The 14,717-nt window shown below is 70.0% G+C and carries 14 protein-coding genes; 4 read left to right on the plus strand and 10 right to left on the minus strand.

The features are described from left to right. Nucleotides 1-67: 67 nt before the first annotated feature. The 4 genes from MTBUT4_RS16990 to pheA are packed head-to-tail and all read right to left on the minus strand — an operon-like array spanning nt 68 to nt 3,222. Nucleotides 68-952, minus strand: a complete 885-nt coding sequence (locus MTBUT4_RS16990) for a prephenate/arogenate dehydrogenase family protein (RefSeq protein ID WP_173980890.1) — start codon at nt 950-952, stop codon at nt 68-70. Nucleotides 953-955: 3 nt separating this feature from the next. Next, nucleotides 956-1,180, minus strand: a complete 225-nt coding sequence (locus tag MTBUT4_RS16995) for a hypothetical protein (RefSeq protein ID WP_173980891.1) — start codon at nt 1,178-1,180, stop codon at nt 956-958. 49 nt (nt 1,181-1,229) lie between these two features. Then, on the minus strand, nt 1,230-2,327 hold the full coding sequence (gene hisC / locus MTBUT4_RS17000) for a histidinol-phosphate transaminase (protein WP_173980892.1): 1,098 nt from the start codon (nt 2,325-2,327) through the stop codon (nt 1,230-1,232). Between the two features lie 37 nt (nt 2,328-2,364). Next, nucleotides 2,365-3,222 carry a chorismate mutase gene (gene pheA / locus MTBUT4_RS17005; protein ID WP_173980893.1) on the minus strand — a complete coding sequence of 286 codons (858 nt, stop codon included), beginning with the start codon at nt 3,220-3,222 and terminating at the stop codon, nt 2,365-2,367. Between the two features lie 137 nt (nt 3,223-3,359). Between pheA and MTBUT4_RS17010 the strand changes: the two genes are divergently transcribed. Genes MTBUT4_RS17010 through MTBUT4_RS17025 form a run of 4 tightly spaced genes read left to right on the plus strand, consistent with a single transcriptional unit; the run spans nt 3,360 to nt 7,440 of the window. Then, nucleotides 3,360-4,544, plus strand: a complete 1,185-nt coding sequence (locus MTBUT4_RS17010) for a homoserine O-acetyltransferase (RefSeq protein WP_173980894.1) — start codon at nt 3,360-3,362, stop codon at nt 4,542-4,544. After that, nucleotides 4,541-5,167 carry a methionine biosynthesis protein MetW gene (gene metW / locus MTBUT4_RS17015; protein ID WP_173980895.1) on the plus strand — a complete coding sequence of 209 codons (627 nt, stop codon included), beginning with the start codon at nt 4,541-4,543 and terminating at the stop codon, nt 5,165-5,167. The genes MTBUT4_RS17010 and metW overlap by 4 nt, the downstream gene beginning before the upstream one ends. Nucleotides 5,168-5,208: 41 nt before the next feature. After that, nucleotides 5,209-5,931 (plus strand): ABC transporter substrate-binding protein, encoded by a 723-nt coding sequence (locus MTBUT4_RS17020; RefSeq protein WP_173980896.1) that lies wholly within the window; start codon nt 5,209-5,211, stop codon nt 5,929-5,931. A 30-nt stretch (nt 5,932-5,961) separates the two neighbouring features. Continuing rightward, entirely contained in the window at nt 5,962-7,440 is a 1,479-nt protein-coding gene (locus MTBUT4_RS17025; protein ID WP_173980897.1) for an ATP-binding protein, read from the plus strand. Nucleotides 7,441-7,587: 147 nt separating this feature from the next. Here the strand turns inward: MTBUT4_RS17025 and MTBUT4_RS17030 are convergent, their stop codons facing one another. The 6 genes from MTBUT4_RS17030 to MTBUT4_RS17055 all read right to left on the minus strand — a co-directional run bounded on the left by MTBUT4_RS17030 (nt 7,588) and on the right by MTBUT4_RS17055 (nt 14,515). Next, nucleotides 7,588-8,250 (minus strand): class I SAM-dependent methyltransferase, encoded by a 663-nt coding sequence (locus MTBUT4_RS17030; protein ID WP_173980951.1) that lies wholly within the window; start codon nt 8,248-8,250, stop codon nt 7,588-7,590. 86 nt (nt 8,251-8,336) lie between these two features. After that, nucleotides 8,337-9,137, minus strand: a complete 801-nt coding sequence (locus tag MTBUT4_RS17035) for an ABC transporter permease (protein ID WP_173980898.1) — start codon at nt 9,135-9,137, stop codon at nt 8,337-8,339. 127 nt (nt 9,138-9,264) lie between these two features. Beyond that, complete coding sequence (locus tag MTBUT4_RS17040) at nt 9,265-10,017, minus strand: ABC transporter ATP-binding protein (protein ID WP_173980899.1); 753 nt, start codon at nt 10,015-10,017, stop codon at nt 9,265-9,267. A gap of 55 nt (nt 10,018-10,072) precedes the next feature. Beyond that, nucleotides 10,073-10,816: a J domain-containing protein gene (locus tag MTBUT4_RS17045; RefSeq protein ID WP_173980900.1), complete on the minus strand. Its 744-nt coding sequence runs from the start codon at nt 10,814-10,816 to the stop codon at nt 10,073-10,075. Nucleotides 10,817-10,924: 108 nt separating this feature from the next. Further along, nucleotides 10,925-13,453 carry an EAL domain-containing protein gene (locus MTBUT4_RS17050; protein WP_254434904.1) on the minus strand — a complete coding sequence of 843 codons (2,529 nt, stop codon included), beginning with the start codon at nt 13,451-13,453 and terminating at the stop codon, nt 10,925-10,927. 114 nt (nt 13,454-13,567) lie between these two features. Continuing rightward, a complete protein-coding gene (locus MTBUT4_RS17055) occupies nt 13,568-14,515 on the minus strand; it encodes a UDP-glucuronic acid decarboxylase family protein (protein ID WP_173980901.1) in 948 nt (315 codons plus the stop codon). Between the last annotated feature and the right edge of the window lie 202 nt (nt 14,516-14,717).

Below are 14,717 nucleotides of genomic sequence, written 5' to 3' on the forward strand. Positions count from 1 at the left end.
CGCTGCCCGAAGCCACAGGGGACACCGGCACGCCGGAAGAGTCAACCGTGCGGGGATGACGGCGCCGTCAGGCCTGCTTGGCGTCGATGATGGCGCGCCGGATGGCGCGGGTTTCGCGGAAGCGTTCCTCCAGCACCTCGCCCTCGCCCCAGCGGATGGCCCGCTGCAGGGCGGTGAGGTCCTCGGTGAAGCGCTGGATCACCTCCAGCACCGCCTCCTTGTTGCCGAGGAAGATGTCGCGCCACATGATCGGGTCCGAGGCGGCGATGCGGGTGAAGTCGCGGAAGCCCGAGGCCGAGAACTTGATGACCTCCTGCTGCAGGTGGCCTTCCAGGTCATTGGCGGTGCCGACGATGGTATAGGCGATCAGGTGCGGCAGGTGCGAGGTGATGGCCAGCACCTGGTCGTGGTGATGGGGGTCCATCTCCTCGACCATGGCGCCGATGGCCGACCACAGGGCGCGCACCTTCTCCAGCGCCTTGGGATCGCCGCCGGGCAGCGGCGTGAGGATGGTCCAGCGCCCGGCGAACAGCTCGGCGAAGCCGGCCTCGGGGCCGGAATGCTCGGTGCCGGCGATGGGGTGGCCGGGGACGAAATGCACGCCGTCGGGCAGATGCGGCACCAGGTCGCGCACCACCGCGATCTTCACCGAGCCGACATCGGTGACGATGGTCCCCGGTTCGAGATGCGGCCCGATGGCGGCGGCCACCTGCTCCATGGCGCCCACCGGCGTGCCCACCACCACCAGCCCGGCGCCCTTCACCGCCTCGGCGGCGTCGGCGGTGGCGGCATCGACGATGCCGAGGCGCAGCGCCGCGTCGCGCGCCTCTGCGGATATGTCCAGGGTCACCAGGCGGCGGGCCAGATCGTGCTTGCGCAGCGCCCGCGCCAGCGAGGAATTGATCAGGCCGATGCCGACCAGGCAGACGGTGTCGAACAGCGGGGCGGTCATGGCCTAGGCGTCACCGATGTCGAGGCGGCGTTCCATGCGGTCGAGGCGGGTCTCGATGCGGTCGATGCGCATGGACTGGCCGGCGAAGTCGCCGTGCACCTGGGTGACCGCCAGTTCGAGCGAGGACAGGCGGCGCTTGACGTCGGCCATGTCGTCGCGCAGATCGCGCTGACCGTCGAGGACGCGCTGGATCATGGTCTGGATCAGGTCGAGGTTGGGTTCGGCCATCTGTCTCTCCTGGCCCGATGGTAGCAGCCGGCGAGCCGGCGGCACAAAGCTATTTGGCCGCCGCCGCGAACTCCTCCAGCGCGGCGATCACCGCCTGGTTCTCCTCGCCGGTGCCGATGGTGATGCGCAGCCAATCGCCCAGGCCGTAGCCGCCCATGGCGCGTGCGATGATGCCGCGGCCGCGCAGGTATTCGTCGGCGGCCCTGGCGTCGCACCCTTCGGCCTTGGGGAAGCGCACCAGCACGAAGTTGCACACCGAGGGCGTGGCGGGCAGGCCGATGCGGGCCAGTTCGGCCAGCATCCAGGCCAGCCAGTAATCGTTGTGCTCGCGGCACAGATCCATGTAGGCGGTATCCTCCAGCGCCGCCAGGCCGGCCGCCAGGGCCGGCGAGCCGACGTTGAAGGGATTGCGCACGCGGTTCAGCACGTCGGCGATGCTGGCCGGGCAATAGGCCCAGCCCAGGCGCAGGCCGCCCAGCGCGAAGATCTTCGAGAAGGTGCGGCACATCACCGTGTTGTCGCCCGCATCCACCAGCTCGATGCCGGGGGTGTAGTCGTTCTTGGACACGAACTCGGCATAGGCGGCGTCGATCACCAGCAGGATGTCGGGGCGCAAGGACGCCCGCAGCCGCTTGACCTCCTCGGCCGCCAGATAGGTGCCGGTGGGATTGTTGGGATTGGCCAGGAACAGGATCCTGGTGCGCGGCGTCACCGCCGCCAGCAGCGCGTCCACATTGGCGGTGAGGTCGGTCTCGGGCGCCGTCACCGGGGTGGCGCCGCAGGCCTTGGCGGCGATGGCGTACATCAGGAAGCCGTGAGCGGAATACAGCACCTCGTCGCCCGGCCCGGCATAGGCGCGGCAGAGGATGCCCAGCAGCTCGTCCGAGCCGGCGCCGCAGACGATGCGCTCGGGGTCCAGGCCCCAGCGGGCGCCCAGCGCCTTGCGCAGGCGGGTGGCGCCGCCGTCGGGATAGCGGTGCATCTCGCCGGCCATGGCGCGCAAGGCCTCGACCGCCCTGGGGCTGGGGCCGAGCGCGCCCTCGTTGGACGACAGCTTGATCACCCGGGACGACCCGTCGAGGGCGGATTCGCCGCCGACATAGGGGCGGATGTCCATGATGCCGGGGCGCGGGGTCGGGGCGGTCATCGGGCGGGGTCTCCTGGGGCGGGCGGTAGCGATAAACTCAGACGGGCAGCGGCACCGGATAGCCGCCGATCACCCGGAGGTGGCGCACGGCGTCCTTCTGGCTCGACGCCAGGGCGGTCAGGCGGGCATCGGCGTCGGTGAGATGGCCCGCCACCTCGGCCAGATGCAGCCAGTACTCGCCGCCGCGATGGGTGGCGACCACTCCGGTGCAGTCCAGCGAGACGCCCGAGAGCAGGGCGCGCAGGCGGTCGCGGCTGACGTCGGGCACCGTCTCGACCACCACCAGGGTGCGGTCGTCGCCGGTGTCGTCGTGGTCGCGCGCGGCGATGACGTAGCCCTCGAGCGGTTCCGGCTTGCCCGGCACGTGGTCCACCGCCAGCACCGGCAGGCGTGCCACGATGCGCGGCAGGTTGATGGAATCGGCGGCCAGCGAGGGCCACCACGGATCGTCCTCGGCGGCGGCGGGGATCGGCACCACGCCCACCGCGGCGATTCCGTCGGCGACCTGGCGCACCACATGCCCGGGCGAGGGGAAGACGGTCTGCGGCGCCACCACGCCGAAATGGTCGCGGGCCAGTTCGACGAAGCCGGACCCGCCGCCCGGCTGGCACACCGCCACGGTGAAGGGACCCTGGATGCCGACCAGCGCGCCCATGATCTCGCGCCAGATGCGCACCAAGGCCGCCTTGGGGAAGCAGCCCTGGTGGCGCTCGACCAGGCGGCGCAGGATTTCGGCCTCGCGGCCGGGGCGCAGCGCCACCGTGTTTTCGCCGGCCTTTGCGGCGGCGATGCGTTCGACCAGGGCGGCGCGTTCCTGCAACAGGTCGTGCAGCCGGTCGTCGATGCGGTCGATGTCCCGGCGGAGCCGGGTGAGGGTCTGGGGATCGGTTGTCATGGCCAATGTTTGCGCCTGCAGCGAAGCCGCATAGGTTTAGTGCGTCGTTCCCCCGAAATCAAAGAAAACGTTGACAGCCCCCGCGCGCCCCCATAGCTAATCGTGTCTTTTCCCCAAGGGACCACGCGTTCCCCCCGATGACCGTACAAGAGCCGCCCGGCGCCGCTTCCGACCATACCCCCGGCGGGCACACCGTCGAGCTGGGGCGCGACCGGCCGATCCGCCTGGATTGCGGCGTCGAGCTGACGTCGGTGACGGTGGCCTACCAGACCTACGGCCGCCTCAACGCCGACCGCTCCAACGCCATCCTGATGTGCCACGCGCTGACCGGCGACCACTACGTCGCCGACCCGCACCCCATCACCGGCAAACCGGGATGGTGGAGCGAGGTGGTCGGTCCCGGGCTGGTGTTCGACACCGACCGCTTCTTCATCATCTGCTCCAACGTGCTGGGCGGCTGCATGGGCACCACCGGGCCCAAGGACGTCAATCCCGCCACCGGCAAGCCGTGGGGCCAGACCTTCCCGGTCATCACCATCGGCGACATGGTGCAGGTGCAGGCGCGCCTGCTGGACCATCTCGGCATCGGCCAGCTGTTCTGCGTGGTCGGCGGCTCCATGGGCGGCATGCAGGTGCTGGACTGGTGCGCCAGCTACCCCGAGCGGGTATTCGCCGCCATCCCCATCGCCACCGCCGCCCGCCATTCCGCCCAGAACATCGCCTTCCACGAGGTCGGGCGTCAGGCCATCATCGCCGATCCCGACTGGATGGGCGGCAATTACCTGGACCACGGCATCCGGCCCCATCGCGGCCTGGCGGTGGCGCGCATGGCGGCGCACATCACCTACCTGTCGGAAACCGCGCTGCACCGCAAGTTCGGCCGCAACCTGCAGGACCGCGACGTGGTGTCCTACGGCTTCGGCGCCGACTTCCAGGTGGAAAGCTACCTGCGCCACCAGGGCTCGACCTTCGTCGACCGCTTCGACGCCAATTCGTACCTCTACATCACCCGCGCCATGGACTATTTCGACCTGGCGGCCGAGCATGGCGGGCAGCTGGCCAACGCCTTCCGCGGCACCCGCACCCGCTTCTGCGTGGTGTCGTTCTCGTCGGACTGGCTGTTCCCGACCCAGGAGAGCCGGGCGGTGGTGCACGCGCTCAACGCCGTCGCCGCCAATGTCAGCTTCGTCGAGATCCAGACCGACAAGGGCCACGACGCCTTCCTGCTGGACGAGCCCGAGTTCCACGCCACCCTGACCGGCTTCCTCGAGGGCGCGGCCGAGCATCGCGGCCTCGGGCGCCGAGAGGGAGGCGCCTCATGATGGTCGTCGCCAACGGCAACCTGCGCGTCGATCTGCGCCTGATCGCCGACATGGTCGAACCCGGCGGCCGCGTCCTCGACGTCGGCTGCGGCGACGGCACCCTGCTGGCCTGGCTGGGCAAGCACAAGAACGTCGACGGCCGCGGCATCGAGCTGTCCATGGCGGGGGTGTCGGCGGCGGTGGCGCAGGGGCTGTCGGTGATCCAGGGCGACGCCGACACCGACCTCAAGGACTATCCCACCGGCGCCTTCGACACGGTGATCCTGTCGCAGACCCTGCAGGCCACCTACGCGCCCCGCACGGTGCTGGCCAACATGCTGCGCATCGGCCGGCGCGCCATCGTCTCGTTCCCCAATTTCGGCCACTGGCGGGTGCGCCTGGGGCTGGCGCTGGGCGGCCGGATGCCGGTCACCGACACCCTGGCCTACGAATGGTACGACACCCCCAACATCCACTTCTGCACCATCCGCGACTTCCTGGTGCTGTGCCGCGAACTGGGCATCACCGTCGAGCGCGGCATCGCGCTGGACCGCGACGGCCGCGTGCTGCCCTTCGCCGGCGACGGGCGGCGGGCGAACCTTCTGGCCGCCCAGGGACTGTTCGAACTGTCGCGATCGGTGTGATTGGGGTATCCTGGGGTCGAGTAATCGCCTTGGGGGAGGCCGTGGGGGTCCTGCGCACCGTCGTGTTGCTGTTGCTGGCGGCCGTCACGGCTTCGGGGGCCAGGGCCGAGACGGTGCGCCTGCTCACCATCGACGCCGCGCCGTGGGCCTCGCTGGACGCCGCCGGCCGGCCGGCCGGCGCGCTGCCGGCCATCGCCGCCGAGCTGTCGGCCCGCACCGGCCACACGGTGACCATCGACCTGATGAGTCTGGCCCGCATGGAACGGGAGCTGGGCGAGTACGACTGCACCATCATCCTGTGGAGCGAGCGCCGGGCGGCGCTGGTCGAGCGCGGCGAGGACGTCTATCCCATGCCGTTCGGGGTGATCGCCCGCAAGGGCGTGACGCTGGACTCCTATGACGATCTTTTGCCGCTGGTGATCTCGGTGGTGCGGTCGCTGGCCATCGACCCGCGCTTCGACGCCGACCCCGCCCTGCACAAGGATTTCGACACCGACTACCTGCAGGGGCTGCGCAAGATCGCCCATCGCCGCCTCGACGCGGTGGCCGGGGCCATCCCCACCATCCGCTACCAGGCGCTCAAGGCCGGACTGGCGGACGAGATGGGCCAGCACCTGACCCTGCGCACGGTGCCGCTGACCCTGCAATGGGTGCGCACCTCGCCGCGCCTGGGGCTGCTGCCCGAATTCAACCGCGCCATCCAGGCCATGCGCGCGGACGGGACCCTGGACCGCATCCTCGCCGCCAACCATTACAGCCCCTAGATGGTCGGCGCCCCCACCCCCCGACACCCGTTGGGCAAGGCGCTGAGCCACGGCATCGGGCTGCGCTTGCTGGTGCTGATCGTGCTGTTCAGCACATTGGTCACCGCCATCTCCACCGTCATCCAGCTCTACCTGGACTATCGCCGCGACGTGGGCGCCATCGAGGGCCGCCTCGACGAGATCGAACGCTCCAGCCTGGCCAGCCTGGCCGGCAGCCTGTGGCATGTGGACGTCGATCAGCTGCGCCGCCAGGTCGAGGGCCTGATCCGACTGCCCGACATGCAGGCGGTGGAGGTGCGCGAGGCCGAGGGCGCCGCCCGGCCGCTGGTGGTGGCGGTGCGGTTGCGCGAGGGCGGGCCGGTGCTCGCCCGCGACCTGCCGCTGGTCTACAACGACCGCGGCACCGAGCGGCTGATCGGCCACCTCCATGCCGAGGCGACGCTGACCGGCGTCTATTCCCGCCTGATCGAGACCGCGGTGGTGATCCTGGTCAGCCAGGGCATCAAGACCTTCCTGGTGTCGCTGTTCACCCTGTACATCGTCTACCGCCTGGTCGCCCGCCATCTGGTCGACATCGCCGGCTATGCCCAGCGCTTCGACATCAAGGATCCGGCGCCGCCGCTGGCCCTGAGGCGCCGCCATCCCGGCCGTCCCGACGAGCTGGACCAGGTGGTCAGCGCCTTCAATGCCATGCGCATGGACCTGCAAAGCGCCTGGGAGCAGCTGCGCACCGCCAATGCCGAGCTGGAGGACGACATCGTGCGGCGCGAGGCGCACGAGCGCGAGATGAGGCGCCTGGTCGACCGCCTCACCCGCACCAACGCCGAGCTGGAGCGCTTCGCCACCATCTCGTCCCACGACCTGCAGGAGCCGCTGCGCGCCATCACCAGCTACGCCCAGCTGATCGAGAAACGCTACGGCGACCATCTCGACGACGAAGGGCGCGAGTTCCTCGGCTACATGACCGGCGGCGCGCTGCGCATGAAGGCGCTGGTCAATGACCTCGCCACCTATGCCCGCATTCCCGGCCATTTCGAGCCGCCGCGGCCGGTCGAGCTGGGCGCGGTCTGCGCCGGCGTGCTGGCCGGCATGAAGGACGCCATCGAGGCGGCGGACGCCGAGATCGTGGTCGGGACGCTGCCGGTGGTCGAGGGCGATCCGGAGCGGCTGGCCCACCTGTTCCGCAACCTGCTGGACAACGCCATCAAGTTCCGCCACCAGGACGTCGCCCCCCGCGTGTCGGTGACCGCCGAACCCGATCCCGGCGGCGGCTGGGTGGTGTCGGTGGCCGATAACGGCATCGGCATCGGCGCCACCAACCAGGACGTGTTCGAGATCTTCCGCCGCCTCCATCCCGCCTCGGCCTATCCCGGCACCGGCGTCGGCCTGGCCATCTGCCGCCGCATCGTCGAGCACATGGGCGGCCGCATCTGGCTGGACTCCAGGCCCGGCCAAGGCACCACCATCCGCTTCACCGTCGGCGTGCCGCCCGAGGCGGCGGCGGAGTAGCGGGCGCGCTCAGAGCACGCTGCGATTAAATCGCATCGCGCTCTAGCTTTGTTGGGGTGCCCCTCGCCGGGCGCAAACCTGCGGTTTGCTTGGCCGCCGCCGCAATGGCGGCAGGAGCAGGGCGAATCCGTCGGATATCCCCCTGCTCTAAAACCCCTGCGGCACCGGCACGTAGCCGCGCCGCGCCCGGGCGCCGCGCAGGGACGAGCCGGCGTAGATCTGCTTGGTCGCCTCGACCACGGTGACGCCGGCGATGGTTTCGAACCAGCGCCGGCCCAGTTCCTCCACCGCCGGGGCCGAGCGCAGCAGCACCCGCGAGGTGGTGGGCGGCATGAACAGCGCCCCGGCCGAGGCCACCGGCGTGAACATGCAGTCGCGCAGCATGCGGGCCAGCTGGCCGGTGGTGTAGGGGCGGCCCTGGCCGAACGGCGTGCGGTCGAGGCGGGCCCAGATGCCGCGCCGGTTGGGCGCGACGATGATCACCCGGCCGCCATCGGCCAGCACCCGCCACACCTCGCGCATCATGCCGCGCACCTGCTCGGTGGCCTCGACCGCGTGCACCAGCACGATGCGGTCGACCGAGCGGTCGGGCAGCGGCAGCTCGGTCTCGTCGGCCAGCACCACCAGGCCGGGCCCTTCGGGCGGCCACGGCAGCACGCCCTGGCTGGCCGGCATCACCGCCATCACCCGCTCCGCCTCGGCCAGGAAGGGGCGCAGATAGGGGGTGGCGAAGCCCAGCCCCAGCACCCGCATGCCGGCCACGTCGGGCCAGAACCGGCGCAGCTGGCGGCGGATCATGCGCCGCGCCATCTGGCCCAGGCCGGTGTCGTAGAAGTCCCGGAGATCGACCACGTCGGTCCAGGGGCGGGGGAACAGCGGCGCCGGCTGCACGACGGTCACTCCCCGATGTTGAGCAGCAGGCCGCGCTGGCGTGCCACGTGGTGGGTGCGCAGGAACAGGGCGGCGGCGGCGCCGACGTAGACCAGGTTCAGCGCCGCCGCCGAGGCCATCAGGCCGGCATCGAAGCCGTGGCCCAGCATCACCGAGCGCATGCCCTCGAAGACGTGGGCGGGGGGCAGCGCCCAGGCCACCGGCTGCAGCCAGGCCGGCAGGGTGCTGATGGGATAATAGATGCCGGCCACCGGCGCCACCGCGAACACCAGCACCCAGGCCAGGCTTTCCGCCCCCAGGCCGAAGCGCAGCACCAGCGCCGAGACGCCCAGGCCGATGGCCCAGCCGGTGACCATCAGGTTGACCCAGAAGCCGATCAGCGGCAGCCCCAGCTCGAACAGCGAGAAATGGTAGAGCGGGATGGCCAGCAGCGCCGCCGGCAGCACCCCGATCACCGTGCGGATCAGGCTCATCACCAGCATGCTGGCCACCAGCTCGTGCGGGCGCAGCGGGCTGACCGACAGGTGGCCCAGGTTGCGCGACCACATCTCTTCCAGGAAGGCCAGCGAAACCCCGAGATTGCCGCGGAACATCACGTCCCACAGGATCACCGCGCCGATCAGGATGCCCGCCGCCTGGGCCAGCCACGACGAATGGCTGGTGAAGAACTGGCTGGTGAAGCCCCACACCACCATGTTGACCGCCGGCCAATAGGCCATTTCCAGCACCCGCGGCCACGAGCCCCGGAGGATGTAGAGATGGCGCAGCACCATGGCGCCGACCCGGCGGAGGGAGAAGGAGGTCATGTTTCACCCTCCCCCCTTGCGGGGGAGGGCCGGGGTGGGGGGGGAACCGCGTCGGCGTCGTCGCGGAACTCACCCCACCCCCGGCCCCTCCCCATCAAGGGGAGGGGGGTATTCCGGTGCGCCGTCATCACTGCGCCGCCTCCGATGGTTTCTGGCGGTCGCGGGCGATGTCGAGGAACACCTCCTCCATGGTGGCGCGGCCGTAGCGTTCGATCAGCGCCGCCGGGCCGCCGGCATCGACGATGCGGCCCTGCTTCATGATCAGCACGTGGTCGCACAGGCGCTCGACCTCGGTCATGTTGTGCGAGGCCAGCACGATGGTGGCGCCGGTGCGGCTGCTGTAATCCTGGAAATAGCGCCGCACCCAGTCGGCGGTGTCGGGATCGAGCGACGCCGTCGGCTCGTCCAGCAGCAGCAGTTCGGGCCGGTTGAGCATGGCCTTGGCCAGCGCCGCGCGGGTCTTCTGCCCGGCCGACAGCTTGCCGGCGGCGCGGTCGACGAACTCGCCCAGGTCCAGCTCGGCGGTCAGCTCGGCGATGCGGCCCCTGAGATCCGGCACGCCGTAGAGATGGCCGTAGACCGTCAGGTTCTCGCGCACCGTCAGGCGGTGGGGCAGGTCCACATAGGGACTGGAGAAGTTGAGCCGGGGCAGAACCCGGTAGCGGTGGCGCACCATGTCCTCGCCCAGCACCCGGATGGAGCCCGAACTGGGGATCAGGAGGCCCAGCAGCATGGACAGGGTGGTGGTCTTGCCGGCGCCGTTGCCGCCCAGCAGCGCGGTCACCGAGCCGCGGCGGACCGAGAACGAAATCCCGTCCACCGCCCGCACGGCCCCGAATGTCTTGGTGAGGCTCTCGACCTGAAGCGCGAAGGGCTGCATCCCCCGACATATAAGGGAGTCGGGCCTGCGCCGCCAGTGCGGCGACGGCGACACCCTATTCCTTCAGCCACTCCATGGCCTGGTTCAGCTGGCTCATGCGCTCGTGGCTGCCATGGTCGCTGTCGGGGTGGTGAATGGTGGCCAGCATGCGGAAGCGGGCGCGGATCATGCGCTTGTCGGGATGGGCGCCGGGCGGGAAGCCGAGCACGTGCAGCGCCTCGGCACGGCTGCCGACGCCGCCGTCCAGCGGCTCGAAGGCGAGCACGTTGACGATGGCGCGCAGGCGCTCCAGCTCCTCGGCGGTGGCGTCGTTGGCCCGCCGTCCGAAGGCCCGGTCGGTGGCGCGTCGCGCCTGCTGCGGTTCCGGGGGCGGCGGCGGCGGCGGCGGGGGAGGCGGCGGCGCCTTGGGGTCCTCGACGGAGAGCTTGAGGGCGCCGCCATCCAGGGCCAGGGCCAGCGCCAGGGCGCGGCGGACGAAGCCGAGGTCGAAGCCGGGCGGCATGCGCACCTGCAGCCGCGGCTTGCGCTTCCATGGCCGGCCCTGGGCCGGGCCGGATTTCAGCACCACCGTCTCGCGGTCGTCGGCGCCCGGCTCGCCGGGATCGGGAAAGGCGGCGATGGCGTCCGGCGGCATCACCAGCAGCACCGAGCGGGCGATGTCGCCGACATTGACCCGGCGCCGCGCCGCCAGCGCCTCGACCGCGTCGCGGAACGCCGAGGCGCAGGGAACGGTGTAGGAGTGCTTGACCGCCGAGGCCGCCCTGGGATGCCCGCCGTGATGGGACTCGCTGCCTTGCATGTGTGTCCCCGGCGCGGTGCGCCGGCCCCCTTTGCAATGGCGAAACGATTAGGCGCGGGCGGGTGGGCCGTCAACTACAAACGAATCCCGACCCGAATCCGTATGGCGTCAGGCGGTCTGCCGTTCGGACTGGTAGAGCGCCCGGCCCTCGGCCAGCAGCTGTTCCATCTCGGCCGCCGGCAGCGGCCGCGAGAACAGGTAGCCCTGCATCTGGTCGCAACCGACATTGCGCAGGTATTCCAGGTGCTTGACGTGCTCGACGCCTTCCGCCACCACCTTCATCCGGAGCGCCTTGGCCATGGCGACGATGGCATCGACGATGGCGGCGTCGTTGGGGTCGGTGATGACGTCCATGACGAAGCTGCGGTCGATCTTGAGCTTCGAGATGGGGAAGCGCTTCAGCACCGACAGCGAGGAATAGCCGGTGCCGAAATCGTCGATGGAGCAGGCGATGCCCATGTCCTTCAGGGTCTGCACCACCTGGATGGCGTTGTCGGCGTCGCGCATGGCCGAGCTTTCGGTCAGTTCGACCTCGAGGTAGCGGGGATCCAGGCCGGACTGGTCCAGGGTGGTCTCCAGCGCGGTGATCAGGCGCCTGGCATACTGGAACTGCCGACCCGAGACGTTCACCGCCACCGGCACCTTGGGCAGGCCCTTGTCCTGCCAGGCCATGTTCTGGCGGGCGCAGGCCTCCAGCATGACCTCGCAGATGCCGTCGATCAGGCCCGATTCTTCGGCCACCGGAATGAATTCGCCGGGCGACACCATGCCCAGGTCGGGGCTTTGCCAGCGGACCAGCGCCTCCATCCCCACCACCTCGCCGGTGACCAGGTCCACCTGCGGCTGGAAGTAGGGGATGAACTCGCCGCCGTCCAGCGCCCGGCGCAGCTTGGTCTGCAGGCTCAGGGTCTTGGCGGCGCGGTCGCTCATCTCCTTGGTGAACACCTGCAGGGTGCCCGGCCCCTGGCCCTTGGCCCGCTGCAGCGCCGCCTCGGCGTTCTTGATCAGGGTCTCGGCGTCTTCGCCGTCGCGGGGAAAGGTCGCCACGCCGCCGGAAGCGGAAATGTCGAATTCCTCGCCGCCCACCGTCACCGGCCGCTGCGCCAGGACATGGATGCGCTCGACCGCGTCGGCCAGCTCGCGCTTGCTACCCTGGCTGGCGACCAGCAGCAGGAAGCGGTCGCCCGATGCCCGCGCCATCACGCTGTCGCCGCCCAGCCCCGATTGCAGCATGTCCGCCACCGCAATCAGCACCTGGTCGCCGATGCTGTGGCCCATGGTGGCGTTGATGATGCCGAAGCGGTCGATGCCCAGGCTGACCACCGCCATCGGAAGGTGCTGTTGCTGCGCCCGTTCGCGGGCGGCGGCGAAGCGCTCCAGGAAGGCGGTGCGGTTGGGCAGGCGGGTCAGGGGATCGTAATAGGCCAGGAACGACAGGCGCTGCTCGGCCACCTTGCGGTCGGTGACGTCGATCATCACGCCGTCCCACACCACGTCGCCGCCGTCGCGCCGGGTCGGGCGCGACTGGCCGCGCAGCCAGCGCCGGCGCCCGTCGCCGCCGATGGTCATCATCTCTTCCTCGAACGGCTCCATGGCATGGGCCGAGCGGGCCAGCTGGGCGAAGAAGCGCTGGCGCTCGTCGGCCGACAGCGGGTTGAGGAACAGCTGCGAATCGGCCATCAGCGCCTCGGGCTCGAGCCCCAGGAACGCGCGGCAGCCCTCGCTGACATAGGTGTAGACCAACTCGCCGGAAATCCGCAGCACGCGCTGGAACACCATTCCCGGCATGTTGGCGGCGATGGCCCGCAGCCGCTGCTCGGTCTCGCGCAGCGCCGCCTCGGTGGCCTTGCGGGTGGTGATGTCGCGGCCGATGGCCACGTACAGGCGGTGGCCCTCGATGCGGACCTCGCTGGTCGACAGCTCCAGCGGAAAGGTCGAGCCGTCCTTGCGCAGGCCCACCAGCTCGTGGGCGGTGCCGCCGACGATGCCCAGTTGGCAGAGTTCGGCGTCGTCGCAGCTCGCCTGGTCGGCGGACAGGATGTGCGGGTGGCGGTCGGCCTCGGGCAGCAGCAGCGCGAAGGCGCGGCCGGCCAGCTCCTCGGCGCTGTAGCCGAACAGCCGCTCGGCGGCGGCGTTGGCGGTGTCGATGGTGCCGGCCTCGTCGATCACCAGGATGGAATCGGCGGCATGCTCCATCAGCATGTCCAGGCGGAACTCGGCCCGCCGCCCGTCGGTAACGTCGATCAGCACGCCGTCCCACACCACCGTGCCGTCGGCCAGCCGCCTGGGCCGCGATGCCCCCTTCAACCAGCGCACCTCGCCGCTTTTGGTGACGGCGCGGAATTCCTCGATGCAGGAGGCGAGATCGTCCGCCGACCTGCGGATGGCCGCCAGATGCTGGTCACGGTCGGCCCAGTGGGTGACGTGCAGACAGCCTTTGGCGTTGATCGCCATCTCCTCGGGCGCGAAGCCCAGGATCGCGGTGACGTTGTCGCTGAAATGGGAATAGGACAGGGCGCCGTCGCCGTCCATGCGGCGCTGAAAGGCGAAGCCGGGCAGACTGGCCGCCAGCCCACCGGCCCGGGCGGCCAGTTCGTCATATGTCGCCCGATCGATCGCGCCTTCGCTGTCGGTCACTCAAGCACTCCGTCCTGCGGCGCCGCCCCCGGCCATCCTATGACCGAATGGTATCGGCGAACCGCCCCGCTGGCAACGGCGTAGCCCCAAGGTATAGTCGCGGCCCGGACGCGGTCAGGCAATCTTGCTTCTAAAGTACTCGATGGTGCGCTGCAGTCCGTCCTCGAGCTTCACCGTCGGCTCCCAGTCCAGAAGGGTGCGGGCGCGGGTGATGTCGGGCTGGCGCTGCAGGGGATCGTCGGCCGGCAGCGGCTTGACCACCAGCTCGGACTTGGCCCCGGTCATCCGGATGACCGTCTCGGCCAGCTGGCGGATGGTCATTTCGTGCGGGTTGCCCAGGTTGACCGGCCCGGTGACCTCGTCGGGCGAATCCATCAGGCGGATGAAGCCCTCGATCAGGTCATCGACGAAGCAGAACGAGCGGGTCTGGCTGCCGTCGCCGTAGATGGTGATGGGCCGGCCCTCCAGCGCCTGGACGATGAAGTTGGAGACCACCCGGCCGTCGTCGGGATGCATGCGCGGCCCGTAGGTGTTGAAGATGCGCGCCACCTTGATGCGCAGGGAATGCTGGCGCCAGTAGTCGAAGAACAGGGTCTCGGCGCAGCGCTTGCCCTCGTCGTAGCAGGCGCGCGGGCCGATGGGGTTGACGGCGCCGCGGTAATCCTCGACCTGGGGATGGACTTCCGGATCGCCGTAGACCTCGGAGGTGGAGGCCTGGAAGATCTTGGCGCCGACCCGCTTGGCCAGGCCCAGCATGTTGATGGCGCCGTGGACGCTGGTCTTGGTGGTCTGCACCGGATCGCGCTGATAGTGGATCGGCGAGGCCGGGCAGGCCAGGTTGTAGATCTCGTCCACCTCGATGTAGAGCGGGAAGGTGACGTCGTGGCGCACCAGCTCGAAGTAGGGATTGCCCATCAGATGGGCGATGTTGTCCTTGGCACCGGTGAAGAAATTGTCGACGCACAGCACGTCGCAGCCCTGGGCCAGCAGGCGCTCGCACAGGTGCGATCCCAGGAAGCCGGCGCCGCCCGTCACCAGAACCCGCTTGCGTGCGTACTTCATGCTGTTCCCCATCGGCTGACTCGTCGGGGGTTCATATGCCCGTTCGCGACAGAGGGCAAGGGATATGGGGGCAGGGATATGGGGGAAAGGCTTGACTCGCGGCGGCGGCGGGCGTAATGACCTCCCCTCTTCGGTTCGTTCGAAGATTCCGCCACCACGGTGGCCCGCCAGTCCGCGACGTTACGCGCACTGGCGTGTTCGT

The organism is Magnetospirillum sp. UT-4 (assembly GCF_902729435.1).
GTDB lineage: Bacteria > Pseudomonadota > Alphaproteobacteria > Rhodospirillales > Magnetospirillaceae > Magnetospirillum.

What these genes read in the sequence shown, in the direction of transcription:
- pheA (WP_173980893.1), bottom strand. Translation starts at nt 3,222, where the DNA reads ATGACAACCGATCCCCAGACCCTCACCCGGCTCCGCCGGGACATCGAC.
- hisC (WP_173980892.1), bottom strand. Translation starts at nt 2,327, where the DNA reads ATGACCGCCCCGACCCCGCGCCCCGGCATCATGGACATCCGCCCCTAT.
- metW (WP_173980895.1), top strand. Translation starts at nt 4,541, where the DNA reads ATGATGGTCGTCGCCAACGGCAACCTGCGCGTCGATCTGCGCCTGATC.
- MTBUT4_RS16995 (WP_173980891.1), bottom strand. Translation starts at nt 1,180, where the DNA reads ATGGCCGAACCCAACCTCGACCTGATCCAGACCATGATCCAGCGCGTC.
- MTBUT4_RS17040 (WP_173980899.1), bottom strand. Translation starts at nt 10,017, where the DNA reads ATGCAGCCCTTCGCGCTTCAGGTCGAGAGCCTCACCAAGACATTCGGG.
- MTBUT4_RS17010 (WP_173980894.1), top strand. Translation starts at nt 3,360, where the DNA reads ATGACCGTACAAGAGCCGCCCGGCGCCGCTTCCGACCATACCCCCGGC.
- MTBUT4_RS16990 (WP_173980890.1), bottom strand. Translation starts at nt 952, where the DNA reads ATGACCGCCCCGCTGTTCGACACCGTCTGCCTGGTCGGCATCGGCCTG.
- MTBUT4_RS17035 (WP_173980898.1), bottom strand. Translation starts at nt 9,137, where the DNA reads ATGACCTCCTTCTCCCTCCGCCGGGTCGGCGCCATGGTGCTGCGCCAT.
- MTBUT4_RS17055 (WP_173980901.1), bottom strand. Translation starts at nt 14,515, where the DNA reads ATGAAGTACGCACGCAAGCGGGTTCTGGTGACGGGCGGCGCCGGCTTC.
- MTBUT4_RS17030 (WP_173980951.1), bottom strand. Translation starts at nt 8,250, where the DNA reads ATGGCGCGGCGCATGATCCGCCGCCAGCTGCGCCGGTTCTGGCCCGAC.
- MTBUT4_RS17045 (WP_173980900.1), bottom strand. Translation starts at nt 10,816, where the DNA reads ATGCAAGGCAGCGAGTCCCATCACGGCGGGCATCCCAGGGCGGCCTCG.